The organism is Klebsiella sp. MBT K-1 (assembly GCF_002556465.1).
In the GTDB taxonomy this organism is placed as follows: Bacteria; Pseudomonadota; Gammaproteobacteria; order Enterobacterales; family Enterobacteriaceae; genus Klebsiella; species Klebsiella grimontii.
This window is the reverse complement of sequence record NZ_PDEL01000024.1, coordinates 41,166-67,743: the sequence shown is the minus strand read 5'-3', so window position 1 is coordinate 67,743 and position 26,578 is coordinate 41,166. Positions and strand designations below refer to the sequence as shown.

Sequence of the window (26,578 nt, the reverse complement as noted above, 5' to 3'; positions counted from 1 at the left end):
CTTATGCGAGGCCTTTCTTTTTCCACGGGTAACCATTACTGATTACAGTCTTTGCCTGGAATAAATTTAATATTTTTATCCGCCATCAGCGTTTTTACCATCTCGCCGTTATCCGGATTCGCTTCCAGCGTAAAGTGCCCCTCGACCACCAGCAGCACCGGACGAGTATCCGTTCCGCGCGCCGCGGCATAAGCACGCTCGAGCTGCGCATTATTCGCGACTGCCACCCGCTTGCCGGTTGCGCAATCGGTAAAGGTCGCGGCATCCGCCATATAAAAGTACATGCCGCGCATCGCCATCGGCGTGATGGGCAGGCTGGCTTTGACGGATTCCAGCGTATAGTTCAGCGTTGACTCGATGGGATTACCGTCGCGATCGAGCATTTCCAGCTTGTCGCCTTTCGCCCGATAGTAAGATTTCTCGCCTTTGCTGTCGGTCAGCACCAGCTTATCGGCCGTGCGCGCCCAGGTACCGTATGAAGCAAAAGAGGAGGGCTCGCGCCTGACGCCCTGGTATCGCTCATTCATCACCCAGGTGCCGTCTTTCTCAAGAAAGAGCGAGGTTTCGATACCTTCGCAGTCTGCGCACGGCAGCACGCCGCGCCAGCTCTGCTGCATCGGCTTTAGCTCTTCCATCGGCGCCGGTTGTAACGTTTCCATCTCCGCACGATGGTTGCAGCCGAATAACGCAAAAAGCGAACAGGCCGCCACGACTGAAAACACGATTTTCTTCACTGTAAATTCCTTATCATCCATTCCACCGGTTCGCCATGCCCTTAATGGCGAACTTTTCCACGCAGCGCTTTAACTGAAGATTTTTGCGCCTTTGAGGCAAGCCGGCGCTCTTTCGACGCTCTGGTCGGTCGCGTCTCCCGACGACTTTTCTGTACTGCGGTTAATTCTTGTATTAAGGCAACCAGGCGCGCAATCGCCGCTTCACGATTCATCTCCTGGCTGCGATATTCTTGAGCCTTAATGATAACCACACCATCGGCAGAAATTAAGTGATGGCTGGAAGTCAGCAGGCGTTCCTTATAAAACTCAGGCAGGCTCGATGCTTTAATATCAAAGCGCAAATGAATAGCCGTCGATGCCTTATTGACGTGCTGACCGCCCGCCCCCTGCGCGCGTATTCCGGAAAGTGAAACCTCAGCATCCGCAATCATCACGCTGCGGCTAATCGTAATCATGCGGATGTTTGCCAGGCCGTTAAATGAATTTCAAGATTATTCTTAGCGTCTGATAACCAGATACCGCCGTCCTGAATAGTCGCCTGTAGCGACATCGTCCGATCGGCAAAAGCACTGAGCTGCGCCAGCTGAGTATCATCTAAATACCATACGGTCAGCTTTGAAAACTGTGCCATTTTACTTTTATTTTGCTGCCACCAGATTTCTGCCGCCCGACTATTATAGGCAAACAGCGCGACCTCTTGCGCCCGCGAGCAGGCTTTTTTAATCCGCCGCTCGTCCGGCAGCCCCAGTTCGATCCACAGATCAACGCCCAAATGATCGTTTAGCAGCCAGAGTTCAGCTTCATCATCGGAAGACAAACCGCGGGTAAACTGCAGACGCTCGTCGGCGTATTTAATCCACGCCAGCAAGCGCAGCATCATACGCTCCTGGGTTTCTGACGGATGCTGGGCAAGGGTCAAACTGACATCCAGAAACTGGTTGCGGTCCAGGTCGGCCACGTTCACCGTCGCTTTATAAATCGTCGCTTTCAGCGCCATGAGGAAACTCCTGATAAAAATGGCGTACATTGTAGCGAAACTGGCGGCAAAAGGCTGTCAGCAATCGCAGGATCCCCTTTCATCCTGCTGATATTGCTTAAATGACTATGGTATAGTCACCTTGCTAAACAGAGTTTATCTTCGTAGGCTTAAACTTACATCCCACGGTTAAGTCAGAACGCTGACAGGAGGGCATGTGGACAAATATTGTGAGTTAATACGCAAGCGGTATGCGGAAATAGCCAGCGGGGACCTTGGGTATATCCCGGATGCGCTAGGTTGCGTGTTGAAAGTATTGAATGAGGTTGCGGCGGATCAGGCCCTTGCTGAGTCAGTCAGGGAAAAGGCCGCATATGCGGCGGCAAACTTACTGGTGAGCGATTATGTCAATGAATGATACTTATCAACCCATCAATTGCGATGATTATGACAACCTCGAACTTGCCTGTCAGAACCATCTGGTCCTGGCGCTGGAGCTCAAAGATGGCGAACAGCTGCAAGCGAAGGCCAACGATCTTATCTCGCGCAAAAATATCGAGTATCTGGTCGTGGAGCTCGCCGGCGATGTTCGCGAGGTGCGCCTGGATAAAATCGCCAGCTTCAGCCATCCGCAAATCGGTACGGTAGTGGTCAGCGAGTCCTGAAGCAAAACGGGTGGCTCAGCCGCCCGTTTTCATCCATATCAACTGCACGCCTTCACCTTCCTGAACTTTCCCATCGACGGTAATAAACAGACCATCGGCTGCGGCGATTAGCGTTTCGCCGTAAAACAGCAGCGGCGTGGTATCGCGCCGCCAAGGAGCAACGTTCAGCTCCTGCCAGATTTTCTTCAGCTTACGGCCACCGTGGCGACCGACGATATGCAGATGACCGCTGGCGCGAAAGCGAATGGTTACCGCTTCGTCCTGGCGCGGGCCGCGTAACGGGCCGCCGGGCAGGAACCTCAGTTCACCCAGGCCGCCGGGTAACGGCAGCGGCTTAGCGATATCGGGCCACGCCAGTACCGTTTCACTCTGGCCGGGGAGATATTTCACCCAGTACAGCCGCTGCTGGAAGCGACGGACGGTAAATTGCCCAAGCCGCAGGCAGGGAAAAGCATCCTCGCGCGCCATCGCCACTTCACGCCAGATACGCTCCGGCACCTCGCGCGAAGGCATTGGCGCATTGAATCCAGCCAGCCAGCGGCGCAGCAGCGCGGCCCGACGCGGAGCGCTCATGGCCGTCAACGGTTCGATAGCCAACGCGCCATCCTCAGCCACCAGCGTTGCCAGCTCCGCCGCCAGCATTTCATCCAACAGTCGTTCCTGTTCGCCGCACAGGCTGGCGCTGCGCGCCACGGCCTCGGCAAAGTGCGGCCAGCGGGCGTTAAGCAGCGGAACAATCCGCAGGCGGAGAAAATTGCGATCGTAGGCGTCGTCCTGGTTACTTTCGTCTTCAATCCAGCTGAGCTGATGGGCTATCGCCCAACGGTGCAGAGAGTCGCGACTTTCGTTAAGCAGCGGACGCAGCAGTTTCGTTCCGGCAAAATCGGACTCGCAGGCCATTGCCGAGAGCCCGGTGGGACCGCTCCCCCGCTTAAGCGCCAGCAGGAAGGTTTCACACTGATCGTCAAGATGCTGCGCGGTCACCAGCGCTTCGCCAGGCAGCAGCGCTGAACGGAAAGCCTGATAGCGCGCTTGACGCGCATGGGCCTCAATCCCCAGCCCCTCATCGGCGAGGACCACCCGTTCAACCAAAAGCGGCACCTGCCACTGCTGACATATTAGCCGGCAGTGCGCCACCCAATCGTCAGCGTTCACGCTGAGCCCGTGGTGAATATGCATCGCCCGCAGCTGAACGGTGGGATCCTGTTCGCGCCAGCGAACCAGGCGATATAAGAGCACGCTCGAATCCAGGCCGCCGCTAAAGGCCACTAAAAACTGGCGATGCGGTCGGAGCGTTTGCGCAATATCTGGGATCATCATCATGAGAGTACTAACTGAGGAAAGCGTGTCCGGCACGTTACCCGGCAGAACACGCTCTGACAAGAATTACTGCTGATAAATCTCCAGCGGTAGACCGTCCGGATCGTTAAAAAACGTGAATCGCTTACCGGTGAAGGGGTCGATACGAACGCCTTCACAGGCTACGCCATGCGCCTCAAGATGGGCAACGGCGGCATCAACATCGTCGACGCTAAACGCCAGATGGCGTAACCCGCAGGCTTCAGGGCGGCTCGGGCGCGCAGGAGGAAACGGGAAAGAAAACAGTTCAATAACATATTCGCCATTCAGCGCCAGATCGCCCTTCCATGAATCACGCTCTGCACGGTAAAACTCGCCCTGCAGGGTGAACCCCAGAATGTCGCAGTAGAACGCTTTACTCTTTGCATAATCCGTTGCAATGATGGCGATATGGTGAACCCGTTTTAAACCTAGCATGCTCAAACTCCTCCCGTTGAAGCCAACAACGTTACTCGTTCAGTTCGTTATTGCGCAAGCGCTTAGTCATTTTTTAAGACTCGAACCCAGTACACGCCATCTTCATCGCGTTTCGCGCCGTGGATATCGGTTTCGAAGCCTGGATAGTGGCGGCCGATGGAGCACAACATTAATAGAAAATTGAGCACCGCCCGGCTCTCCTCGACGATCATCTCACCGGGCATCAGCAGCGGCACGCCCGGCGGATACGGTAAGATCATATTCGCTGAAATACGCCCGACCAGATTCTCCAGTTCGATGGTTTCCACTTCGCCTTTAATCTGCCGCTGCCAGGCCTGATGCGGCGTCATTTTCATCTCCGGCAGAACGTCAAAGGCGCTCAGCATCAGCTGCGAGAGCTGGTGCTGGCGAATCAGGCGATGGATACCCTGCGCCAGATCCTGAATGCGCATGTTGCGGTAAAAATCAGGATCTTCAGCGTACAGATCCGGCAGCATGTTTTTCACCCGTAAATTGAGATCGTAAGAGCGTTTGAATTCGGTTAACCCGCGCAGCAGCCCCATCGCTCGGGTTTTATCAATGCCGATACTGAAAAGGAACAGCAGATTGTAGGGCCCGGTTTTCTCAACCACCACGCCGCGCTCATCCAGAAACTTCGCCACCAGCGCGGCCGGAATGCCTTCGCTATCCATGTTGCCCTGTTCGTCCATACCGGGCGTCAGAATGGTTACTTTCACCGGATCGAGGAACATATGGTCGTCATCGGCATCCTGAAAGCCATGCCATTGTTCACCGGGGGACACCGGCCAGCACTGTGCTTCCCCCACCTCTTCCGGCTGCCAGATATCAAAGAACCAGCCGTCAGACTCTTCGCGTAACCGCTGCACTTCTTTCCGAAAATCCAGCGCCCGTTCAATCGAACGCTGAATCAGCCGCCTACCGGAATTGCCGCGCAGCATCGCGGCAGCCGTTTCAATGGAGGCAACGATCGGGTAGCTCGGAGAAGTCGAGGTATGCATCATAAAGGCTTCATTGAAGGTGTCTTCATCGTAGCTGCCTTTAATATGAATCAGCGAAGCCTGCGATAGCGCGGCCAGCATTTTATGCGTCGACTGCGTTTCAAAGATCACTTTCCCCGGAATGCGATCGCCGCTCATCCCGCTTTTGCCCTGATAGATCGGATGAAAATGGGTGTAGGGCACCCAGGCGGAATCAAAGTGGATTGACGGTACGTCGAGGGTCTCTTTGATCCAGGTGGTGTTATACAGCAGCCCGTCATAGGTGGAGTTGGTGATCACCGCATGCACGGGCCACCCGGCGCCGCCTGTCGTATTCACCTTTTGCTGAATACTATCGCGGGTAAATTCGCGCTTAGGTATGCCGCCAAGGATCCCCAGCGCATTGCGCGTCGGTTTGAGCCACAGCGGCACCACATCGCTCATCATCAGTAAATGAGCCAACGATTTATGGCAGTTGCGATCGATAAGCAGGGTGCTGCCCGCCGGGGCGGAATACATCCCGACAATTTTATTCGACGTCGAGGTCCCGTTGGTCACCATATAGCTCTGTTCGGCGCCGAAGGCTCGGGCAATATACTCTTCAGCTTCCAGGTGCGGGCCACTATGATCGAGCAGCGACCCCAGTTCCGTCACGGATATGGAGACGTCGGCCTTTAAGGTATTCCCGCCAAAGAAATCGTAAAACAGACAGCCTACCGGGCTTTTTTGGTAAGCCGAGCCGCCCATATGCCCGGGGGTACAGAAGGTATATTTTCCTTCCTGCACATAGTTGAACAAGGCTTTGGTAAACGGCGGGGTAATGTTGTCGAGGTATTCGCGGGTGTATTGACCGATGCGGGTAGCGATCTCTTCCGCCAGCCCCAGCGCGTATTCAAAGAACCATAGCGTCATGCGCAGGTCCTGACTGCTGACGTCCATCGTCGAATGGGCGTTGATAAATGCGTAGAGCGGCAGGTATTCATTTAAGCGATTAATATCGCTGCACAGGTCAACGCTGTATTCATCCCAGTCGAAAATAACCCCACAGATCCGCGGATTATGCTCGATAAATTGCAAAAGATCGGCGCTATTTTGCGGCCAGATGGTCTGGAAGCCTTGCCGTTGCAGGGCGGCTTCCAGTTCTTTGATCGGTTCGTCTTTATAATAGACGCCGTGGGGACCCATGATCGCAATGATATTCACGCTTTCCTCCTGGAATTTACCTAAGGAAAGCATAATAGCACCCCGCCAGCGCTAAGCACTGGCGGATTTATCTCTATTACCGCGCTTTCCAGGCATCGCCCCAGGCTTAACGTGATCCCCTCGGACACGGCGCTTAACATGACAGTTTGATGCTATGCATATTTATCCTTGTTAAATGCCTGTCGGGTCGCAATACCTGGCCGTTGCTGCAGTTTCAGGGGAGACCGGCATCATCCGCTAATCACATTAGCTCTTGTCCCTCTCATCTCAGTCAACAATACATAAAAAAAGGGCCGGAAAATCCGGCCCTTAGAGATAAAAAATGAGATCGATAATCAGGCGTAGCCGTAGCTCATCAAACGCTGATAGCGTCGGTTCAGCAGCTCTTCCTCACTCAGAACGTCGAGATCAGCCAGATCGGCCAGCAGCTGCGCTTTCAGAGAGGCGGCCATCACTTCCGGATTACGATGCGCGCCGCCCAGCGGCTCAGGAATGATGGAGTCAATCAGCTTCAGCTCTTTCAGGCGCGGGGCAACAATACCCATCGCTTCGGCGGCCAGCGGCGCTTTATCGGCGCTTTTCCACAGAATGGACGCGCAGCCTTCCGGGGAGATAACGGAATAGGTGCTGTACTGCAGCATATTCACTTTATCGCCCACGCCGATTGCCAGCGCGCCGCCGGAGCCGCCTTCACCGATAACGGTGCAGATAACCGGTACGCTCAGGCGCGACATTTCACGCAGGTTGCGCGCAATCGCTTCAGACTGGCCGCGCTCTTCCGCGCCAACGCCAGGATAAGCGCCAGGGGTGTCGATGAAGGTGATGATCGGCATTTTAAAGCGCTCGGCCATCTCCATCAGGCGCAGCGCCTTACGATAGCCTTCCGGCGCCGGCATACCGAAGTTGCGGCGAATTTTCTCTTTGGTTTCGCGCCCTTTCTGGTGGCCGATAATCATCACCGGACGCCCGTCCAGACGCGCAATGCCGCCAACGATAGCTTTATCGTCAGCGTAGGCGCGGTCACCGGCCAGTTCGTCGAATTCGTCGAAAGCCAGGCGGACATAATCCAGGGTGTATGGGCGACGTGGATGGCGAGCCAGTTGCGCAACCTGCCATGCACCAAGATCGGCGAAGATCTTGCGCGTCAGCTCTACGCTTTTTTCACGCAGGCGATGCACTTCTTCATCGATGTTAATATCCAGTTTCTCATCCTGGCGGCTTACCGCTGTCAGAGAATCGATTTTCGCTTCCAGCTCTGCAATCGGCTGTTCAAAATCAAGGAAATTCAGACTCATAGTATTCCTGTATTAGTCAAACTCCAGTTCCACCTGCTCCGAGCCGATCAGGCCACGCAGATCGTTAAGTAAACGATCGCTCGGAGAGACGCGCCATGTTGCGCCAAAACGCAACCGCGCGCGTGCATCCGCCCTCTGATAATAGAGGTGTACTGGAATAGTTCCCGAACGGTGGGGTTCCAGAGACTGACGGAGTCGGTTTAAAAGCTGGTCATCAATTTGCCTGTCCGTCAGCGAGATAGCAAGCCCGCGAGCATATTTTTCCCGGGCTTCGTCAATGTCCATGACTTCACGGGCGGTCATTTTAAGCCCCCCGCTGAAGTCATCAAAGCTGACCTGTCCGCTGACGATAAGTATGCGGTCTTTTTCCAGCAATTGCTGGTATTTATCCAGGGCGTCGGTGAACAACATCACCTCCAGACGCCCGGAACGGTCATCCAGCGTACAGATGCCGATACGATTGCCGCGCTTGGTGACCATGACCCGCGCGGCAATAACGAGCCCGGCCGCCGTGGTCACTTTACCACGATCGGTCGGATGCATGTCTTTGAGTCGTACGCCGCCAACGTAGCGCTCGATCTCTTTCAAATACTGGTTAATCGGGTGCCCGGTCAGATACAGCCCCAGGGTCTCCCTTTCGCCATCCAGCACCACCTGTTCCGGCCACGGTTGACAGTTGGCGTAGGACTGCTCGATTTGCTCCGGCTCTTCCGCCAGCACGCCGAACATATCCGCCTGGCCGATGGCTTCGGCTTTGGCGTGCTGATCGGCGGCCTTCAGCGCATCGCCCAGTGAATTCATTAACGCCGCGCGATGTGGCCCGAGGCGGTCGAACGCCCCGGACATAATCAGTTTTTCCAGCACCCGGCGGTTGAGCTTTTTAATATCCGTTCGCGCGCAGAGATCAAACAGTTCGCGGAAATAGCCGCCCTGATTACGGGCTTCAATGATCGCTTCTATCGGGCCTTCGCCGACGCCTTTGATCGCGCCGATACCATAAACGATTTCGCCATCGTCGTTAACGTGGAAATGATACAGGCCGGAGTTAATATCCGGCGGCAGGATTTTCAGCCCCATCCGCCAGCACTCATCCACCAGACCGACGACTTTCTCGGTGTTATCCATATCCGCGGTCATCACCGCAGCCATAAATTCGGCCGGATAGTGCGCCTTTAGCCACAGCGTCTGATAGGACACTAAAGCATAAGCGGCGGAGTGCGATTTGTTAAAGCCATAACCGGCGAATTTCTCCACCAGGTCAAAGATTTTGATCGCCAGCTCACCGTCTACACCGCGCTTCCTCGCCCCTTCTTCAAAGGTGCCGCGCTGCTTAGCCATCTCCTCCGGCTTTTTCTTACCCATCGCACGACGCAGCATATCCGCGCCGCCGAGGGTATAGCCGGAAAGCTCCTGGGCAATCTGCATGACCTGTTCCTGGTACAGGATGATGCCATAAGTTGGCTCCAGTACCGGTTTCAGGCATTCGTGCTGCCACTGCACGTCCGGATACGATATCTCTTCGCGACCGTGCTTACGGTCGATAAAGTTATCCACCATCCCCGACTGCAGCGGCCCCGGACGGAACAGGGCCACCAGCGCGATCATATCTTCGAAGCAGTCGGGCTGCAGACGCTTGATCAGATCCTTCATACCGCGCGATTCAAGCTGGAAAACGGCGGTGGTTTCCGAACGCTGCAGCATATCGAAGCTTTTTTTATCGTCGAGCGGGATCGCGGCGATATCCAGCGGCCCCTCGCCGTTCTTCTCGCGGCGGGCGTTGATCATCTCCAGCGCCCAGTTAATGATGGTGAGCGTACGCAGGCCGAGGAAGTCGAACTTCACCAGCCCGGCATATTCAACGTCGTTTTTATCAAACTGGGTAACCGGATGCTGGCCCGCTTCGTCGCAGTAAAGCGGGGCAAAATCGGTAATTTTAGTTGGCGCGATCACCACCCCACCCGCATGTTTACCGGCGTTACGGGTGACCCCTTCGAGCTTACGCGCCATGTCGATCAGCGCTTTAACCTCTTCGTCCGCCTCATAAATTTCCGGCAGCTGCGGCTCGGCTTCAAACGCTTTCGCCAGCGTCATACCCGGGTCAGGCGGCACCAGCTTGGAAATGCGGTCCACAAAGCCGTACGGATGGCCCAGCACACGGCCAACGTCGCGGATAACCGCTTTCGCCGCCATGGTACCGAAGGTAATAATCTGCGATACCGCATCGCGACCGTACATGTCCGCGACGTGTTCAATCACCTGGTCACGCTTCTCCATACAGAAGTCAACGTCGAAGTCGGGCATGGAGACACGTTCCGGGTTAAGGAAACGTTCGAACAGCAGGTCGAACTCCAGCGGATCGAGGTCGGTAATTTTCAGCGCATAGGCGACCAGCGATCCGGCGCCGGAGCCACGTCCCGGCCCTACCGGCACGCCGTTATCCTTCGACCACTGGATAAATTCCATAACGATCAGGAAGTAGCCAGGGAACCCCATCTGGTTAATTACCTGCAGCTCAATGTCCAGGCGTTCATCATATTCAGGGCGGCGTTTCGTCCGCTCATCCGGATCGGGGAACAGGAATTCCAGGCGCTCTTCCAGACCCTCTTTGGATTTCTTGACCAGATAATCTTCGGTGGTCATATCCCCGGTCGGGAACTGCGGCAGGAAGTACTCACCAAGGCGCACGGTCACGTTACAGCGTTTGGCGATCTCCACGGTGTTTTGCAGCGCTTCGGGAATATCGGAAAAGAGCTCGCACATTTCCTCTTCGCTGCGCATATACTGCTGCGGCGAGTAGTTGCGCGGGCGCTTAGGATCGTCGAGGGTAAAACCGTCATGGATAGCCACGCGGATTTCATGGGCGTCGAAGTCACCCGGCTCAAGGAAGCGAACATCGTTGGTCGCCACCACCGGTAAGCCCCGGGTTTCCGCCAGCCCCACCGCCGCATGCAGATAGGGTTCTTCATCCTGACGGCCGGTGCGAATCAGCTCAAGAAAATAGCAGTCAGGGAAATGTTGTTCATAAAAATCAACGCACTGATCCACCAGCGCCATGTTGCCGCGCAGCAGGCTACGACCCACGTCGCCCATACGCCCGCCGGAGAGCAAAATCAGCCCTTCTTTTAATTCGATCAGCCAGTCGCGATCGATAATCGGGCCCGCCGCGCCGTAGCCGCGCTGATAAGCTTTGGAGATCAGCAGCGTCAGATTCTGATAGCCAGCGTTGTTAGCGGCCAGTACCGTCAGCTGGCTCAGTTCATCGCCAAGCAGATCGCTCTGGACGTGGAAATCGGCCCCTACGATGGGTTTAATTCCGGCGCCGTGTCCCGCTCCGTAGAACTTCACCAGTCCGCAAAGGTTGGTAAAATCGGTGATCGCCAGCGCAGGCATGCCGAGCGCGGCCGCCTTTTTTACCAACGGTCCGGTTTTCGCCAGACCATCGATCATGGAATAGTCGCTGTGCACCCGCAGGTGTACGAAACGTGGTTCAGCCATCTTCAGATTCCGCGTTACTTAATTGCTTGCGTGTCGGTTCAGGACGCCAGGCCCAGCGCGCGCTTCACCGGGCCAAAGCTGCGCCGGTATTGCTCGATTACGCCATGTTCCAGCAGCTTTTGCAGATGAAAAGCGGTGGGATAACCTTTATGTTGCGCAAAGCCGTACTGCGGGAATTCCCGGTCCAGCACGGCCATTTCAGCATCTCGCGTCACTTTAGCCAGAATAGACGCGGCGCTGATTTCCGCCACTCGGCTGTCGCCTTTAACGACCGCCAGTGAAGGTACAGGCAGCGGCGGACAGCGGTTACCATCAATAAGAACAAACTCAGGGGAAATGCTCAAGCCCGCAACGGCGCGCTGCATGGCCAGCATGGTCGCATGTAGAATATTCAGCTCATCGATTTCATGCGGCTCCGCGCGACCGAGGCTCCAGCACAGCGCTTTTTCTTTGATCTCGTCGAATAGCGCAAGGCGCCGCTTTTCGCTGAGCTTTTTCGAGTCGGCAAGGCCCAAAATCGGCTTTGCCGGATCGAGAATAACCGCGGCAGTCACCACCGCGCCAACCAGCGGACCGCGCCCGACTTCATCGACTCCCGCAACCAGATGGGTATGCGGATAAACGAACTCCATCATTTTGCTAACTCCAGTACTGCATCCGCCGCCTGCTCATCAGCGTTGCAGCGGATCTGCTGATGCAGCGCGCGAAAGGTTTCATGCATATCGTGGCTGGTTTTACCGTCGGCCAGCAGCGGCTTCAGCGCCTCGGCCAGCGCCTGCGGCCGACATTCATCCTGCAGCAGTTCTTTAACCAGTTCACGCCCGGCCAGTAAATTCGGCAGCGATACATAGTCGGTTTTAACCAGCCGTTTCGCCAGCCAGAAGGTAAACGGCTTCATCCGATAGCCAACGACCATCGGACACTTAGCCAGCATACATTCCAGCGCAGCCGTTCCGGAAGCCAGCAGCGCGGCATCGCTGGCGATCATCGCATCGCGGGCCCGGCCATCCAGTAGATGTACGGCAAGATCCGGCGCCGTTTCCGCTTTGATACGCTCGAACTGTTCCCGCCGCTTCGCGTTGACCAGTGGGACCACCACTTCCAGATCGGGGTAATACTCTCGCAGGATCTGCGCCGTTTTCAGGAAATCGGCGCTGAGCATCTCAACTTCCGCCCCGCGGCTTCCCGGCAGTAGCGCCAGGCAGTGCACGTTACGATCGATTCCCAGACGGTCGCGCGCCGCGCCTTTGTCCGGATCCAGCGGCATCGCATCCGCCATCGTGTGGCCGATAAACCGGCAGGGAACGTTAAATTTGTCATAAAACGCTTTTTCGAAAGGCAGGAATGCCAGTACCAGATCGGTGGATCTGCCAATTTTGAAAACGCGTTTTTGCCGCCATGCCCATACCGACGGGCTAACGTAATGAATAGTTTTGATGCCCTGCTTCTTCAGATTACCTTCGAGGGTAATATTGAAGTCAGGCGCATCAATGCCGACGAACACGTCCGGCTTGAGCTCGGTCAATCGACGGGTGAGATCGGCGCGAATATGCAGCAGCCGACGCAGGCGACCAAGCACTTCCACAATGCCCATCACCGCCAGCTCTTCCATCTCATACCAGGCCTCGCAGCCTTCCGCCTGCATCAACGGCCCGGCAACGCCGACAAAGCGGGCATCAGGGATGCGGGCTTTGAGCGCGCGGATAAGACCGGCGCCAAGAATATCGCCGGAGGTTTCTCCGGCGACCAGGGCAATCGTCAGGGGACGCGATTCAGCCATTAACGAATCAGGCCGCGCGTGGAGCGGGCAAAAAAGTCGGTAAATGTCTGCACTTCAGGGTACTGCGCCGCCAGCTCGGCGATCTCAGCTTTCGCTTCGTCCAGCGTTTTACCGCTGCGGTACAGCAGCTTGTACGCGTTACGAATCGCTGTGATCGCCTCACGGCTGAAGCCGCGGCGTTTCAGCCCTTCTATGTTGACGCCAAACGGCGTCGCGTGGTTGCCCTGAGCAATCACGAACGGCGGAACGTCCTGCGCTACGCCTGAGCAGCCGCCAACCATTACGTGCGCGCCAATAATGCAGAACTGGTGCACGGCGGTCATGCCGCCGATGATAACAAAATCATCCAGCGAAACATGGCCCGCAAGGGTCGCGTTATTCGCCAGAATACAGCGGTCGCCCAGCGTACAATCGTGCGCCACGTGGGCGTTGATCATCAGCAGGTTATCGCTGCCCACCTTCGTTAATCCACCGCCCTGTACTGTGCCACGATGAATGGTGACGCTTTCGCGGATGCGGTTGCGATCGCCAATTTCCACACGGGTCGGTTCGCCAGCATATTTCAGATCCTGGTTAACTTCACCGATGGAAGCAAACTGATAGATCTCGTTATCGCGGCCAATTTTGGTATGCCCGTTAATGACAACGTGAGACTTCAGTACGGTACCTTCGCCGATTTCGACGTTAGCGCCAACAATACAAAACGGGCCAATGTGGACGTTAGCGCCAATAACGGCGCCATCTTCTACAATGGCGGAAGGATGAATAAAGGCGGTTTTATCAATCACGTATCAGGCCTCCCGGCTACGGGCACACATCATCGTTGCTTCGCAAACCACTTTTCCGTCAACCGTCGCAACGCCCTTGAAACGAGTCAGGCCGCGGCGGGTTTTCTCAAAAGTGACTTCCATAATCATCTGGTCGCCTGGCACGACCGGACGTTTGAAACGCGCTTCGTCAATCCCGGCAAAATAATACAGCTCGCCCGGTTCCAGTTTTCCAACGCTTTTGAATGCCAGAATACCGGTGGCCTGGGCCATGGCTTCGAGAATCAGTACGCCCGGTAAAATCGGCTTACCAGGGAAGTGTCCCTGGAAAAACGGCTCATTTACAGAAACATTTTTAACTGCGCGTAGAAAACGACCTTCTTCAAAATCCAGCACGCGATCGACCAGCAGGAACGGGTAACGGTGAGGCAGAAGTTCCAGAATCTCTTCAATGTGCAGAGTATGAGTGTCAGTAGTCAAAATACTCTTCCTGTCTAAATATCCTAAAAGGCAATAATAACACGGCCTGCGGCAATCTCATGAATGCAACAGGCCGAAAATTTAATGTGGCTGGATGAAGCACTAATCTTGCTGATTAACCTTGCGCTCAATGGCTTTGAGTCGCTTGCTCATATCATCAATATTCAGTACCAGCGCAGCGGTCTTACGCCAGACCTTATTCGGCTGCAGCGGGATACCTGAAGAGTAAACCCCTGGCTCGGTGATAGGACGCATAACCATCCCCATCCCCGTGACGGTGACTTTATCGCAGATTTCCATGTGACCGTTGATCACGCTGGCTCCGCCAATCATGCAGTAGCGGCCAATTTTCAGGCTGCCCGCCATGATGACGCCGCCAGCAACCGCAGTGTTGTCGCCAATCACTACGTTGTGCGCGATTTGACACTGGTTATCAATAATGACGCCATTTCCGATGACGGTGTCGTCCAGCGCACCGCGGTCAATGGTCGTACAAGCGCCAATCTCCACGCGATCGCCGATGATCACGCGACCCAGCTGCGGGATCTTCACCCAGTTGCCGCGATCGTTCGCATAGCCGAAGCCATCCGCGCCAATCACCGTGCTGGACTGGATCAGGCAATTCTCGCCGATCTCAATGTTGTGGTAAACGGTGACGTTGGCCCATAAACGCGAGCCAGCACCTATTTTCGTATTTTTCCCAACGAAGCAACCGGCGCCGATAACCACGTTATCACCGAGGATCGCGCCGGATTCGATAACGGCATTCGGGCCAATGGCGACGTGATTACCCAGCTTAGCCGTGGCATCGATGACCGCGCTGGGCGCGATATCCTGGGCCGGCTGCGGCGTGGTATCAAGAATTTGGGCCATGCGCGCGTAGGTCAGGTAGGGATTACGCACTACCAGCGCGGCGCTATGAGCAAAAGGCAAATCATCCTGCGTCATCACAACGGCAGATGCCTGGCAAACGGCCAGGTGTTCACGGTACTTAGGATTTACCATGAAGGTAATATCGCCCGCCTGTGCGGACTGCATGGACGCAACGCCGGTGATGACGATATCGCCATCACCGTGTAATTCTGCATCCAACTGCTGGGCTAAATCAGCCAGTCGAATTGAAGGCATTACTTATTTAACCTGTTTCAGCACATCAGCGGTGATGTCTTTTACATCGCTGCTGTTGTATGCGACGGCATTAGAGTCAACAACCAGATCGATGCTCTGATCTTTAGCCACGCTCTGCACGGCGCTCTGAATACGAGTCACCAGCTTGCCGCGCTCTTCGTTAGAACGACGTGCGCGATCCTGTTCGAAAGACTGCGCTTTCTGGGAGAAAGTCTGGCGCTGAGCCATAACGTCTTTTTCCAGTTTGGTACGGTCAGAGCCCGCTTTCATGGACTGCAGACGCTGCATTTTAGACTGCAGGTCGCCTTCCATACGCTGCAGCTCGCTCGCGCGGCCTTTAAACTCGTTTTCCAGCGTGTTAGAAACGCCTGTTTTCTGGGCAACCTGTTGGAACAGGCTGTTCATGTTAACCATTGCAATTTTATCTGCCGCCTGAGCGGAAGTAACCATTGCTAAACCCAGACCTGCAGCTAATAACCACTTTTTCACAATTAACTCCTTACCATCCCATGAGTACCCAGGGGTACCGTTATTTGCGTGGCCAGGCGATAACCTCAGTTATCGCCAATAGTCAGCGCTATACTGCAACTGCACTTACATTCCATTGTAGCCAACACCATTACCAGGTTTTACCGATGTTAAACTGGAACTGTTCGGCTTTGTCTCCATCGTACTTTTTAAACGGCTGAGCGTAGGAGAATACTAACGGCCCTAACGGCGACATCCACTGTACTGCGATACCCGCAGACATACGGATATTGCTTGGATCGCTGTAGTCCGGGTAACCGCCATATGCGGCTGAATCCCAGTGAGTATCCCACACGGTACCCATATCCCAGAAGAAGGAAGTACGTACCGAGTTCGCATATTTATCGCTAATAAACGGCGTTGGAGTGATCAGCTCAAGGCTGGCAACCGCCATGGCGTTACCGCCCACCGCATCATCAGACTTACACGGCGCAGACGCGCTGCTCTTACATTCGTTATCGTAGCTGTCGTCGTCGTCATGACGGCTGCTGGCCGGGAAGTAAACCGCTTTCGGACCGATAGTATTGGACTGGAAGCCACGCACGGTGCTTGAGCCGCCGGCGTAGAAGTTCTCATAGAACGGCATCTCTTTACCGCCCAGACCATCGCCATAACCAAAGCGGGTACGACCCAACATGACCCATTTATGATCGTCATCGATCGGTACATAGGTCGCGGTATCCAGCGTCGCTTTATAGTATTCGTTATCCGATCCCGGGATCGTCACTTTACCATTCAGGTTGACGCGTGAACCTTCCGTCGGGAAGAAGCCGCGGTCGAGCTTGTTGTACGTCCAGCCGTAGTTGAAGGTGAAGTCGTCAGCGCTGAACGAGTTTCTGTCGTTCGTGTTGTCCGGGTACTGCCCCATCGAATTCAGATAACGCCACATGGATACCTGAGGCTGCATATTGGACAGCTTGTTATGCACATAGCCCAGACCCGCGCGCAACGTATTGTATTCGTTGACCGGGAAGCCCAGCGTAATGTCTGTACCATAGCTTTTGTTGGTATAGTCAGACAGGTCCGCATCGTTAGCGTCGAAGTCGTTATAGAACACACGACCGCCGAGGCTAACGCCATCCACGGTAAAGTACGGGTTCGTCACCGACAGTTCAGTATAGGTCTGATAGTCGTTTTTGGTGCCGTTAATCCCAACGGAATAGCCGGTACCGAGCCAGTTATCCTGCTGAACGCCGGCCTGGAAGCTGACGCCGCTTTCCGTACCGTAACCGACGCCGAAGTTAAAGCTACCGGTGTTACGTTCTTTAACCTTGTAGACCACGTCAACCTGATCCGGGCTGCCCGGCACGCGCTGCGTATCGGTATCAACCGTCTCAAAGTAGCCTAAACGGTTCAGACGATCTTTACCCTGATCGACCAGGTCGCTACCCAGCCAGGCGCCTTCCATCTGACGCATTTCGCGACGCAGAACGGCATCTTTCGAGGTATCGTTGCCTTCGAAGCGAATTTTACGCACGTAGTAACGATTGCCCGCATCGACGTTAACGTGCAGCTTCACGGTCTTATCGGTATCGCTGATTTCCGGCTGGGACTGAACGCGCGGATAGGCATAGCCGTAGCGACCGAGGAGTTTCTTAATGTCATTCTCCATTTTGGTCACTTTGGTGCCGTTATACAGCTCGCCCGGCTCAACTTTGGTCAGCGCTTCGATTTCTGCCGAATGCCCCGCCAGGTCACCCGTCACCTGCACACCGGAAAGCTTGTACTGATCGCCTTCGGTAATGTTGATGGTGATGTAGATGCCTTTCTTGTCCGGCGTCAGGCTCACCTGCGTGGAGTCAATGTTGAAACGAGCATAGCCGCGATCCAGATAGTAGCTGCGCAGCGTTTCAAGGTCCCCTGCAAGCTTCTGTTTCTGATACTTACGATCGCCAACCACGTTCCACCACGGCACTTCATCGCGCAGCTGGAAGGTCGAAATCAGTTCATCGGTGCTGAATGCATGGTTGCCGACGATATTGATCTGCTGGATTTTCGCCGAGACGCCTTCCTGGAAGACCAGCTTCAGGTCGACACGGTTACGCGGCAGCGGCGTCACGACAGCTTTAACGCTGGCGCTGTACTTACCGACGCTGTAGTAGAAATCCTCCAGCCCCTTTTCGATATCAGCAAGCGTGGTGCGATCGAGGGATTCCCCTACGCGTACGCCGGATGCCTCAAGGTTTTGCTTGAGCATGTCATCTTTCACCGACTTGTTACCGGAGAAAGTGATGCTGGCAATCGTTGGACGCTCTTTCACCTGCACCAGCAGGGTATCACCATCGCGCAGGACGCGAACGTCCTCAAAGTTGCCGGTGGCAAACAGAGCACGGATGGTGTTACTGATATCATCATCGGTTACGGTATCGCCAGGACGCACTGGCATACTGAGGAGGGCCGCACCAACAGCGACACGCTGAAGGCCTTCGAAATGAATGTCCTTCACCACGAACCCGTCAGCACCGTATACGGTTGCGCTGCTAAACAGCAGCGACGCTATGAGCAACTTTTTCATCGCCATCGTTATTATGCGTTCTTCCTAACAAACTCTCTTACAACCGAGAGAAATCATTGAAAAGTGCAAGCCCCATTAACAGCACCAGCAATATTGAGCCAATGCGATAACTAAAGTCTTGAACTCGCTCGGATACCGGTCCGCCTTTCAGCTTTTCAATCGCCAAAAACAGCAGATGTCCCCCGTCAAGAACGGGAAGCGGGAACAGGTTGATTATTCCAAGGTTCACGCTGATCAGCGCAAGAAACATCAGATAATAAATCAGCCCAAATTCCGCTGACATCCCAGCCCCCTGGGCGATAGAAATCGGCCCGCTGAGGTTGTTCAGTTTGACATCACCGGTTATCAATTTGCCCAGCATCCTGACCGTTAACGACATCAGCTGCCAGGTTTTATCCGTGGCTTGAGCGATGGCGGCAAACGGCCCGTACTGACGCACTGTCTTATATTCATCAGGCAGCGGGATGACCTTAGGTACGACCCCTGCAAACCCCTCAGCTTTGCCTTTGGTAGACTTCGTGTCCGGCGTCAAGGTCACCGACAAGGGACTCCCCTGCCGCTCGATGTCCAGAACTAATGCCCTACCCGGATTATCACGCACCAGATTAACAAACGTCATCCACTGCGTTAACGGTTGACCATCGACTTTAACGATCCTGTCGCCCGCTTGCAAACCCGCCTTCTGCGCCGCCGAGCCAGATTGTACTTCAGCCAGGACGGTATCAATCTGCGCGCTGCGGGGTTGAATGCCCAATGAGGCAACCGGATCTTGTTTATCCGGCTCGAACGCCCAGTGCTGCAGATCGAGGATTTTATCCTGGCGTTGATTGGTCCCGAAAGGGGCGACGGTAACTATTGTTTGCCGATCGCCTATCTTCGCCACCAGCGCCATCCGTACTGCATCCCAATCAGGCGTTTCGATGCCATCTATCGCTTTAAGTTCCGTTCCTTTTGCAATTTGTGCTTGCGCGGCGATCGAGTTGGGCGTTATGTCGCCAACGACCGGACGAATGCCCGGGACGCCGATAATAAAGACCAGCCAGTAGGCAAAAATGGCAAAAAGGAAGTTCGCGATGGGCCCTGCGGCGATAACGGCGGCGCGCTGACCAACGGTTTTGTTGTTAAATGCGGCGTGACGCATCTCTGGCGCCACGGGCTCAACGCGTTCGTCGAGCATTTTGACGTAACCGCCCAACGGAATAAGGGCGATAATAAACTCCGTTCCCTGCTTATCAAAACGGCGCCAAAGCGCTTTACCAAAGCCGATAGAGAAACGCTCAACGCGGATACCACAGCGGCGAGCAACCCAGAAATGGCCAAATTCATGGACGGTAATCAGCACGCCCAGGGCAATAATAAAAGCAGCCAAATTCCAGAGAACGCTCAGCATAAAACCTTCCGTCAAATCGTCCTGAAAACCAACAAGAGTAGGCAAGCAAACACGGGCACCGCAGCGGTCAGGCTATCGATACGATCGAGAATACCGCCGTGTCCGGGGATCAGATTTCCGCTATCTTTAATGCCAGCTTCGCGTTTAAACATGCTCTCGGTCAGGTCGCCAAGTACCGAGGCCAGGGCCGCGACAATGGAACATACCAGCAGCACCATCGGCGTCACATCCAGATGAGCCCACCAGCCGTACGCCCAGGAGATAACCGCTGCCGTTAACAGACCGCCGAAAAAACCCTGCCAGGTTTTGCCCGGAGAAACCTTCGGCGCCAGCTTATGCTTACCGAACATTTTACCGAACATATAAGCGCCAGAATCCGCGCCCCAGACCAGAATCATCACGTACAGCAACCACAGCGCGCCGCTGTAATGGTCATCGGCGTAATGCCAGGCCCGAAGCGCCAGCATGCCCCAAAAAAACGGCACGATGGTCAGGACGCCAAAAATCAGACGTAGCGTTTTTGAATGGCGCCAGAAGGCCGCTGAAGCGGGATAGGTCAGCACCAGAAGCAGCGCGACGACCCACCAGCCAAATGATGCCCATAGCGCCCCCTCAACCAGCGGTTGATGAACGTCATAATGATATTCCGGCATCAGGAATAGCATCAGCGCCAGCAGCAGACCGCAAAGCACTGACAGCCAGACTCTCTGCGTCGTTGAAGTGAAGCCGCTAAATTGCCCCCACTCCCACGCGGCAAGCATGCAGACGACTAGCGTAACGATGGCAAAACCCGCGGGCGGCAGCAAAAAAAGCGCCGCTATCACCACGGGAATTAAGACGAAAGCAGAAATCAGGCGATACTTCAGCAAAAGTGACCCCCATCAGGCATTGTTGCCGCCCGGTTCAGTGCCGCCGAAGCGACGCTCTCGATTAACAAAGGCATGGAGTGCACCTTCAAAGTCCTGTTCAGCGAAATCGGGCCAAAGAACATCCGTAAAGTAAAGTTCGGCATAGGCAATTTGCCAAATCAAAAAATTACTAATGCGATGCTCTCCCCCGGTCCTAATAACTAAATCTACGGGAGCCAGTTCATGCATACAGACCTGCTGGCTCAGCATCTCTTCTGTGATTTGCTCGGGCTGAAGCAACCCGTCTTGTACCTGTTTGGCCAGATGACGTACGCCCTGAACGATATCCCAGCGGCCGCCATAGTTCGCAGCAATATTCAGGGTCAAACCGGTGTTGTTCTCCGTCAGCGCCTCGGCTTTGCGAATACGCTCCTGGAGACGCGCGTTGAAGCGCGTGGTCTCGCCAATGATACGCAGGCGCACATTATGCCTGTGCAGACTTTTCACTTCGCTATCCAGTGCCCAGACAAATAGCTCCATCAGCGCACTGACTTCCTGCGCCGGGCGATTCCAGTTTTCACTGCTGAACGCGTATAACGTCAACGCTTCAATACCATTATTCGCCGCGAAAGAAACGGCGCGACGAACAGATTTTGCGCCGGCTTTATGGCCAAAGGCGCGGATCTTTCCTTGCCGTTTTGCCCAACGCCCGTTGCCATCCATAATAATGGCCACATGACGGCACCCATGCGCAGGCAACATTTCGCTGACAGTTTGATTAGCAGACAACATAACGCGTTTTAAGTCCATAATAAGGATTAGCTAAGCTACTAAACACGGGCCACCGGTCAGCGCTGGATACGCATTTTTATCCGGTACCGGAGCTACGGCCAATCGCAGAGAACAACCAAAAGCTTTACGCAAAAAAGCCGTGTCTTGCCACGGCCACCGTAATCTTTCACAACAAAATGCAACGATCGGATGGCGCAGACTATATCACTGAAGCACAGCGCCCACAAATATCACAACGAGTATCAGAATTTGCGCCGCGCGGCCAGGAGCTGACCTGCGCTTACCCGGGCCATCGCATCAATAGCCAGTACTTCATCAATACTTTGCGGCTCATTTAGCGCCTGCAGATCCAGCACCGACTGGTTTATCGCCGCAATATCGGTAAAGCGAATATCACCGTTCAAAAACGCCGCGACCGACACTTCATTCGCCGCGTTCAGCGCCGTGGTCGCCGCCTGACCGACATCAAAAGCCTCCATGGCCAGCTTCAGGCAGGGATAGCGCCCATAATCCGGCGCCGAGAAGCTCAGGTGACTCAATTGACAGAAATCCAGCGGTTTCACCCCAGAATTAAGGCGTTTTGGCCAGCCCATCGTGTGGGCAATCGGCGTACGCATATCCGGCTCGCCAAGCTGGGCGAGGACGCTGCCGTCCTGATAGCGCACCATCGAATGAATCACCGATTGCGGATGGATCAGAACTTCCATTTGCTCCGCAGAGGCGTTAAACAGCCACCGGGCTTCGATATACTCCAGCCCCTTATTCATCATGGTGGCCGAATCGACAGATATTTTGCGCCCCATCGACCAGTTTGGATGCTTACATGCCCGATCGGGCGTCATCGCCGCCAGTTCAGAAATCGCCGTTTCCCGGAAAGGACCGCCGGAACCGGTGAGCAGAATCGACGCCACGCCGTTCTGGGTTAAATCAGCGTATCCGAGATTATGTTGAATTGGTTCCGGCATACTCTGAAAAATCGCATTATGCTCGCTATCAACCGGTAACAATCGTGCGCCGTACTGCTGCACGGCCTCCATAAACAGACGACCGCAGGTCACCAGCGACTCTTTGTTCGCCAACAGTACCGTTTTACCCGCGCGGATGGCTGCAAGCGTCGGCACCAGGCCCGCTGCGCCGACAATCGCCGCCATCACCTGCTCAACCTCGTCCAGCGCCGCCACCTCAGCCGCCGCCTGCTGACCGCTCATGACTTCCGTACGGCTACCCTGCTCGCGCAGTTTTGCCCGCAGCAGCTCCGCGCTGTGCGCATCGTCCATTACCGCGTAACGAGGGGAGAATTCCAGGCATTGTTCAACCATACGGTCAACATTTTTCCCGGCGACCAGCGCGGTGATAGAAAAGCTATCAGGATTATGGCGCACCACATCCAGCGTGCTGCAGCCGATAGAACCGGTCGAACCAAGAATGGTTAATTGCTTCATGAGGCGTCCAGAAAAATGAAGACAGGATAAAAAGCAAAACGCCGCCAGCAAACCCTTATGCATCAATTATCGGATAATAGAGCGGAGGCGCCGAGCCTTTGACTTGGCGCCAAAGGCTACAAGGCCAGTCGTCTAAACGCAATCCCGAAAATTGAGCGTACGGTCTCCTGTACGGCGTTTCAGATTTTACGCAGGGCAATGCTCAGACCTGCGTGTCGGCAGAGAATCAGAACTGCATCAGTTCCGCTTCTTTATCCGCCAGCGCCGCATCAACTTTCTTGATAGCAGCGTCAGTCATTTTCTGCACATCTTCCTGAGAGCGGCGATCGTCATCTTCGCTGATCTCTTTCTCTTTCAGAAGCGCCTTGACTTTATCGTTGGCATCGCGACGAACGTTACGTACGGCAACGCGCGCTTGTTCAGCTTCGCCACGCACGATTTTGGTCAGATCTTTACGACGTTCTTCGGTCAGCGGCGGCAGCGGAACGCGGATATCGCTACCCGCAGAGCTTGGGTTCAGACCGAGGTCGGAAGCCATAATCGCTTTTTCAACGGCCGGGCTCATGGAGCGATCGAAGACGTTGATCTTCAGAGTGCGGGAGTCTTCTACCGTTACGCTAGCCAGCTGACGCAGCGGGGTCGGCGTGCCGTAGTATTCCACGATAATGCCATCCAGCAGGCTGGGAGAAGCACGACCCGTGCGTATTTTGCTGATTTGGGTTTTGAACGCTTCGACGCATTTGTCCATGCGTACTTCAGCATCTTTTCTGATATCGCTAATCACGTTACGAATCCTTGAAAACTTGTCTCAGACAGACCAGACGGTCGCCCACTGCAAAAGTGAGCTAAGTATAGTCATGTTTATGCTCAACGTCTTTCAGGCTGCGGGTCAGCCGCAGCATTCCGTCCACAGAGCATGTTGAAAACCATCGGGTCATAAACCCGTAAAAGTAAGGCCGAATATTACCCGTATTTGACGCCGACGGGAATTACTCAGTAATTAATGTGCCTTCTTTTTCACCCATCACCACGCGACGCAGCGCGCCAGGCTTATTCATATTGAATACGCGAATCGGCAGTTTGTGGTCACGCGCCAGGGTAAAGGCCGCAAGATCCATCACTTTCAGCTCTTTATCCAGCACTTCGGTGTAGGTCAGCTGATCGTACATGGTCGCGGAAGGATCTTTGGCCGGGTCGGCGGTAAATACACCGTCAACTTTGGTTGCTTTCAGTACTACGTCGGCTTCAATTTCAATACCGCGCAGGCAGGCAGCAGAATCGGTAGTAAAGAATGGGTTACCGGTACCCGCGGAAAGAATGACCACGCGGTTGTTACGCAGCAGGCTGATAGCTTCCGCCCAGCTATAGTTATCGCACACGCCATTCAGCGGAATCGCTGACATCAGGCGGGCGTTCACATAGGCGCGATGGAGAGAATCACGCATTGCAAGGCCGTTCATGACCGTTGCCAGCATGCCCATGTGGTCGCCCACAACGCGGTTCATACCCGCTTTCGCCAGACCAGCTCCACGGAACAGGTTACCGCCACCAATCACTACGCCAACCTGAATACCCAGCTCAACCAGTTCTTTGATTTCCTGAGCCATGCGGTCAAGTATGCTCGCATCAATACCGAAGCCTTCTGAACCTTGCAGAGCTTCGCCACTTAACTTAAGCAGAATACGTTTGTAGACGGGTTTTGCATTGGTAGCCATGTTTCTTTCCTGAGACTGTCAACGAATGAGATGAGTTAATTCTGGCGACATTGTACGTCGCTTTTCAGCGTACCCACTATAGCGGTTGGCTGAATTTACACATTAGGCGCAAAAAGAAGCCGCCCTCAGGCGGCTCCTTTTGAAAATTAAGACTGCTTGGACATCGCAGCAACTTCTGCTGCAAAGTCAGTCTCAACTTTCTCAATGCCTTCGCCCACTTCAAAGCGGATGAAGCCAGTCACGTCAGCGTTGTGCTCTTTCAGCAGCTGAGCAACAGATTTGCTCGGGTCCATAACGAACGGCTGACCGGTCAGAGAAACTTCGCCGGTGAATTTCTTCATGCGGCCTTCAACCATTTTCTCTGCGATTTCTTTCGGCTTGCCAGACTGCATGGCGATATCCAGCTGAACCTGGTACTCTTTTTCTACCACTTCAGCGGAAACGTCTTCCGGCTTAACGAATTCAGGCTTGCTTGCAGCGATGTGCATAGCCAGCTGTTTAACCAGCTCTTCGCTCGCGCCTTTAGCCGCAACCAGAACGCCGATACGCGCGCCGTGCTGGTAAGAACCCAGAACTTCGCCTTCCAGAGAAGAAACGCGACGGATGTTGATGTTCTCACCGATTTTAGCAACCAGCGCAACGCGTTCTTCTTCGAACTGTGCTTTCAGAACTTCAACATCAGTGATTTTGCCAGCAACAGCTGCGTCCAGAACTTTGTTAGCAAATGCCTGGAAACCACCATCTTTAGCAACGAAGTCAGTCTGGCAGTTAACTTCCAGAATGATGCCGTAGGTGCCATCGATTTTAGTAATGATCACGCCGTCAGCAGCAACGTTGCCTGCTTTTTTCGCTGCTTTAATAGCACCGGATTTACGCATGTTTTCGATTGCCAGCTCGATGTCGCCGTTCGCTTCAGTCAGCGCTTTTTTGCAATCCATCATGCCTGCGCCAGTACGCTCGCGCAGCTCTTTTACCAGGGATGCGGTAATTTCAGCCATTCTTTATTCCTCGGGAGATGTGATCTGCCCGGTTCCAGGAACCAGACAGATTTGAAAGTGAAAAAGGGGCCGCTAAGAGGCCCCTATTTATACACGGTACTAAATAAGGGTATGCCTTATTATTCAGCTTCTACGAAGCTTTCTTCCGCCTGAGAAGCCAGATCCTGAGAACGGCCTTCACGAACGGTAGCAGCAACAGCGCTCAGGTACAGGCTAACTGCACGGATTGCGTCGTCGTTACCCGGGATAACGAAGTCAACGCCGTCCGGATCGGAGTTAGTATCAACGATAGCAAATACCGGAATACCCAAGTTGTTTGCTTCTTTGATTGCGATGTGCTCGTGGTCAGCGTCGATAACGAACAGCGCGTCCGGCAGGCCGCCCATGTCTTTGATACCGCCCAGGCTGTTTTCCAGCTTGTCCAGCTCACGAGTGCGCATCAGCGCTTCTTTCTTGGTCAGCTTGTCGAAAGTACCGTCCTGGGACTGAGTTTCCAGGTCTTTCAGACGTTTGATAGACTGACGAACGGTTTTCCAGTTAGTCAGCATACCGCCCAGCCAGCGATGGTTCACGAAGAACTGGTCGCAGCTGTTAGCAGCGTCTTTTACCGCTTCGCTTGCAGCGCGCTTAGTACCAACGAAAAGGATTTTGCCTTTACGAGAAGAGATCTTGTTCAGTTCAGCCAGAGCTTCGTTGAACATCGGTACAGTTTTCTCAAGGTTGATGATGTGAACTTTGTTACGCGCGCCGAAGATGAAAGGCTTCATTTTCGGGTTCCAGTAACGGGTCTGGTGACCAAAGTGAACACCAGCCTTGAGCATGTCGCGCATGGAAACAGTTGCCATGTTTAAAACCTCTATAGATAAAAGTTGGGGTTATGCCTCCACGTATCCCATATTACCGACCCAAAGGGCACCCCGGAATATGTGCCGATACGTGTGTGTTGTTACACAAAGTGAGATTTGTCGCTTCAGTCCATCTTGTGTATCTGAGAATGGAACAGAAGTCCGGCGCGCTTTATACCACAAAACAGGAGCGGAAACCAACTGTTGT

At 54.4% G+C, this 26,578-nt stretch carries 25 protein-coding genes; 2 read left to right on the top strand and 23 right to left on the bottom strand.

Annotated features, from left to right (window positions below; all coding sequences use genetic code 11):
• Positions 1–35: 35 nt before the first annotated feature.
• Genes nlpE through CMQ96_RS26410 form a run of 3 tightly spaced genes read right to left on the bottom strand, consistent with a single transcriptional unit; the run spans position 36 to position 1,731 of the window.
• On the bottom strand, positions 36–734 hold the full coding sequence (gene nlpE, locus CMQ96_RS26420) for an envelope stress response activation lipoprotein NlpE (RefSeq protein WP_098067564.1): 699 nt from the start codon (positions 732–734) through the stop codon (positions 36–38).
• Between the two features lie 41 nt (positions 735–775).
• On the bottom strand, positions 776–1,189 hold the full coding sequence (gene arfB / locus CMQ96_RS26415) for an alternative ribosome rescue aminoacyl-tRNA hydrolase ArfB (protein WP_098067562.1): 414 nt from the start codon (positions 1,187–1,189) through the stop codon (positions 776–778).
• Entirely contained in the window at positions 1,186–1,731 is a 546-nt protein-coding gene (locus CMQ96_RS26410) for a YaeQ family protein (RefSeq protein WP_004137974.1), read from the bottom strand. The genes arfB and CMQ96_RS26410 overlap by 4 nt, the downstream gene beginning before the upstream one ends.
• Before the next feature lie 196 nt (positions 1,732–1,927).
• Between CMQ96_RS26410 and CMQ96_RS26405 the strand changes: the two genes are divergently transcribed.
• Both CMQ96_RS26405 and rof read left to right on the top strand, forming a co-directional pair.
• Positions 1,928–2,128, top strand: coding sequence for a YaeP family protein (locus tag CMQ96_RS26405; RefSeq protein WP_004098778.1), 201 nt, complete (start codon positions 1,928–1,930; stop codon positions 2,126–2,128).
• On the top strand, positions 2,115–2,375 hold the full coding sequence (gene rof, locus CMQ96_RS26400) for a Rho-binding antiterminator (protein WP_004137976.1): 261 nt from the start codon (positions 2,115–2,117) through the stop codon (positions 2,373–2,375). Before CMQ96_RS26405 ends, rof begins: the two co-directional genes overlap by 14 nt.
• Positions 2,376–2,390: 15 nt before the next feature.
• On the opposite strand, the gene tilS is transcribed toward rof, so the two are convergent.
• From tilS to rpsB, 20 genes are all read right to left on the bottom strand, one after another.
• Entirely contained in the window at positions 2,391–3,692 is a 1,302-nt protein-coding gene (gene tilS, locus CMQ96_RS26395; protein ID WP_024360361.1) for a tRNA lysidine(34) synthetase TilS, read from the bottom strand.
• 69 nt (positions 3,693–3,761) lie between these two features.
• Positions 3,762–4,151 carry a VOC family protein gene (locus tag CMQ96_RS26390; protein WP_004137980.1) on the bottom strand — a complete coding sequence of 130 codons (390 nt, stop codon included), beginning with the start codon at positions 4,149–4,151 and terminating at the stop codon, positions 3,762–3,764.
• A 62-nt stretch (positions 4,152–4,213) separates the two neighbouring features.
• Positions 4,214–6,352, bottom strand: coding sequence for a lysine decarboxylase LdcC (locus CMQ96_RS26385; protein WP_004137982.1), 2,139 nt, complete (start codon positions 6,350–6,352; stop codon positions 4,214–4,216).
• A gap of 335 nt (positions 6,353–6,687) precedes the next feature.
• Positions 6,688–7,647 (bottom strand): acetyl-CoA carboxylase carboxyl transferase subunit alpha, encoded by a 960-nt coding sequence (gene accA, locus CMQ96_RS26380; RefSeq protein ID WP_004137983.1) that lies wholly within the window; start codon positions 7,645–7,647, stop codon positions 6,688–6,690.
• A gap of 12 nt (positions 7,648–7,659) precedes the next feature.
• Positions 7,660–11,142: a DNA polymerase III subunit alpha gene (gene dnaE, locus CMQ96_RS26375; protein ID WP_004137985.1), complete on the bottom strand. Its 3,483-nt coding sequence runs from the start codon at positions 11,140–11,142 to the stop codon at positions 7,660–7,662.
• A gap of 38 nt (positions 11,143–11,180) precedes the next feature.
• On the bottom strand, positions 11,181–11,777 hold the full coding sequence (gene rnhB / locus CMQ96_RS26370) for a ribonuclease HII (RefSeq protein ID WP_004129122.1): 597 nt from the start codon (positions 11,775–11,777) through the stop codon (positions 11,181–11,183).
• Positions 11,774–12,922: a lipid-A-disaccharide synthase gene (gene lpxB, locus CMQ96_RS26365; protein WP_004137990.1), complete on the bottom strand. Its 1,149-nt coding sequence runs from the start codon at positions 12,920–12,922 to the stop codon at positions 11,774–11,776. Before lpxB ends, rnhB begins: the two co-directional genes overlap by 4 nt.
• Entirely contained in the window at positions 12,922–13,710 is a 789-nt protein-coding gene (gene lpxA, locus CMQ96_RS26360) for an acyl-ACP--UDP-N-acetylglucosamine O-acyltransferase (RefSeq protein ID WP_004137991.1), read from the bottom strand. The genes lpxB and lpxA overlap by 1 nt, the downstream gene beginning before the upstream one ends.
• Positions 13,711–13,713: 3 nt before the next feature.
• Positions 13,714–14,169 (bottom strand): 3-hydroxyacyl-ACP dehydratase FabZ, encoded by a 456-nt coding sequence (gene fabZ, locus CMQ96_RS26355; protein ID WP_004098761.1) that lies wholly within the window; start codon positions 14,167–14,169, stop codon positions 13,714–13,716.
• Between the two features lie 102 nt (positions 14,170–14,271).
• On the bottom strand, positions 14,272–15,297 hold the full coding sequence (gene lpxD / locus CMQ96_RS26350; RefSeq protein WP_004872009.1) for a UDP-3-O-(3-hydroxymyristoyl)glucosamine N-acyltransferase: 1,026 nt from the start codon (positions 15,295–15,297) through the stop codon (positions 14,272–14,274).
• Between the two features lie 3 nt (positions 15,298–15,300).
• On the bottom strand, positions 15,301–15,786 hold the full coding sequence (gene skp, locus CMQ96_RS26345) for a molecular chaperone Skp (protein WP_004098757.1): 486 nt from the start codon (positions 15,784–15,786) through the stop codon (positions 15,301–15,303).
• Between the two features lie 130 nt (positions 15,787–15,916).
• Positions 15,917–18,346, bottom strand: a complete 2,430-nt coding sequence (gene bamA, locus CMQ96_RS26340; protein WP_004872013.1) for an outer membrane protein assembly factor BamA — start codon at positions 18,344–18,346, stop codon at positions 15,917–15,919.
• Between the two features lie 31 nt (positions 18,347–18,377).
• Positions 18,378–19,730: a sigma E protease regulator RseP gene (gene rseP / locus CMQ96_RS26335; protein WP_004872016.1), complete on the bottom strand. Its 1,353-nt coding sequence runs from the start codon at positions 19,728–19,730 to the stop codon at positions 18,378–18,380.
• Between the two features lie 11 nt (positions 19,731–19,741).
• A complete protein-coding gene (gene cdsA, locus CMQ96_RS26330; protein WP_004872017.1) occupies positions 19,742–20,599 on the bottom strand; it encodes a phosphatidate cytidylyltransferase in 858 nt (285 codons plus the stop codon).
• Between the two features lie 12 nt (positions 20,600–20,611).
• Complete coding sequence (gene ispU / locus CMQ96_RS26325) at positions 20,612–21,370, bottom strand: (2E,6E)-farnesyl-diphosphate-specific ditrans,polycis-undecaprenyl-diphosphate synthase (protein ID WP_004129109.1); 759 nt, start codon at positions 21,368–21,370, stop codon at positions 20,612–20,614.
• A 242-nt stretch (positions 21,371–21,612) separates the two neighbouring features.
• The gene (gene ispC, locus CMQ96_RS26315; RefSeq protein ID WP_049100382.1) at positions 21,613–22,812 is read right to left on the bottom strand and encodes a 1-deoxy-D-xylulose-5-phosphate reductoisomerase; all 1,200 of its coding nucleotides are present in this window, start codon (positions 22,810–22,812) and stop codon (positions 21,613–21,615) included.
• Positions 22,813–23,038: 226 nt separating this feature from the next.
• Positions 23,039–23,596, bottom strand: coding sequence for a ribosome recycling factor (gene frr, locus CMQ96_RS26310; RefSeq protein ID WP_004098748.1), 558 nt, complete (start codon positions 23,594–23,596; stop codon positions 23,039–23,041).
• 205 nt (positions 23,597–23,801) lie between these two features.
• Positions 23,802–24,527: a UMP kinase gene (pyrH, locus tag CMQ96_RS26305; protein ID WP_004872019.1), complete on the bottom strand. Its 726-nt coding sequence runs from the start codon at positions 24,525–24,527 to the stop codon at positions 23,802–23,804.
• A gap of 146 nt (positions 24,528–24,673) precedes the next feature.
• The gene (gene tsf / locus CMQ96_RS26300) at positions 24,674–25,525 is read right to left on the bottom strand and encodes a translation elongation factor Ts (protein WP_004098746.1); all 852 of its coding nucleotides are present in this window, start codon (positions 25,523–25,525) and stop codon (positions 24,674–24,676) included.
• Positions 25,526–25,644: 119 nt separating this feature from the next.
• Complete coding sequence (rpsB, locus tag CMQ96_RS26295; protein ID WP_003856207.1) at positions 25,645–26,370, bottom strand: 30S ribosomal protein S2; 726 nt, start codon at positions 26,368–26,370, stop codon at positions 25,645–25,647.
• Between the last annotated feature and the right edge of the window lie 208 nt (positions 26,371–26,578).

What these genes read in the sequence shown, in the direction of transcription:
- arfB (WP_098067562.1), bottom strand. Translation starts at nt 1,189, where the DNA reads ATGATTACGATTAGCCGCAGCGTGATGATTGCGGATGCTGAGGTTTCA.
- CMQ96_RS26410 (WP_004137974.1), bottom strand. Translation starts at nt 1,731, where the DNA reads ATGGCGCTGAAAGCGACGATTTATAAAGCGACGGTGAACGTGGCCGAC.
- rof (WP_004137976.1), top strand. Translation starts at nt 2,115, where the DNA reads ATGTCAATGAATGATACTTATCAACCCATCAATTGCGATGATTATGAC.
- tilS (WP_024360361.1), bottom strand. Translation starts at nt 3,692, where the DNA reads ATGATCCCAGATATTGCGCAAACGCTCCGACCGCATCGCCAGTTTTTA.
- CMQ96_RS26390 (WP_004137980.1), bottom strand. Translation starts at nt 4,151, where the DNA reads ATGCTAGGTTTAAAACGGGTTCACCATATCGCCATCATTGCAACGGAT.
- accA (WP_004137983.1), bottom strand. Translation starts at nt 7,647, where the DNA reads ATGAGTCTGAATTTCCTTGATTTTGAACAGCCGATTGCAGAGCTGGAA.
- dnaE (WP_004137985.1), bottom strand. Translation starts at nt 11,142, where the DNA reads ATGGCTGAACCACGTTTCGTACACCTGCGGGTGCACAGCGACTATTCC.
- rnhB (WP_004129122.1), bottom strand. Translation starts at nt 11,777, where the DNA reads ATGATGGAGTTCGTTTATCCGCATACCCATCTGGTTGCGGGAGTCGAT.
- lpxB (WP_004137990.1), bottom strand. Translation starts at nt 12,922, where the DNA reads ATGGCTGAATCGCGTCCCCTGACGATTGCCCTGGTCGCCGGAGAAACC.
- lpxD (WP_004872009.1), bottom strand. Translation starts at nt 15,297, where the DNA reads ATGCCTTCAATTCGACTGGCTGATTTAGCCCAGCAGTTGGATGCAGAA.
- bamA (WP_004872013.1), bottom strand. Translation starts at nt 18,346, where the DNA reads ATGGCGATGAAAAAGTTGCTCATAGCGTCGCTGCTGTTTAGCAGCGCA.
- rseP (WP_004872016.1), bottom strand. Translation starts at nt 19,730, where the DNA reads ATGCTGAGCGTTCTCTGGAATTTGGCTGCTTTTATTATTGCCCTGGGC.
- ispU (WP_004129109.1), bottom strand. Translation starts at nt 21,370, where the DNA reads ATGTTGTCTGCTAATCAAACTGTCAGCGAAATGTTGCCTGCGCATGGG.
- ispC (WP_049100382.1), bottom strand. Translation starts at nt 22,812, where the DNA reads ATGAAGCAATTAACCATTCTTGGTTCGACCGGTTCTATCGGCTGCAGC.
- pyrH (WP_004872019.1), bottom strand. Translation starts at nt 24,527, where the DNA reads ATGGCTACCAATGCAAAACCCGTCTACAAACGTATTCTGCTTAAGTTA.
- tsf (WP_004098746.1), bottom strand. Translation starts at nt 25,525, where the DNA reads ATGGCTGAAATTACCGCATCCCTGGTAAAAGAGCTGCGCGAGCGTACT.
- rpsB (WP_003856207.1), bottom strand. Translation starts at nt 26,370, where the DNA reads ATGGCAACTGTTTCCATGCGCGACATGCTCAAGGCTGGTGTTCACTTT.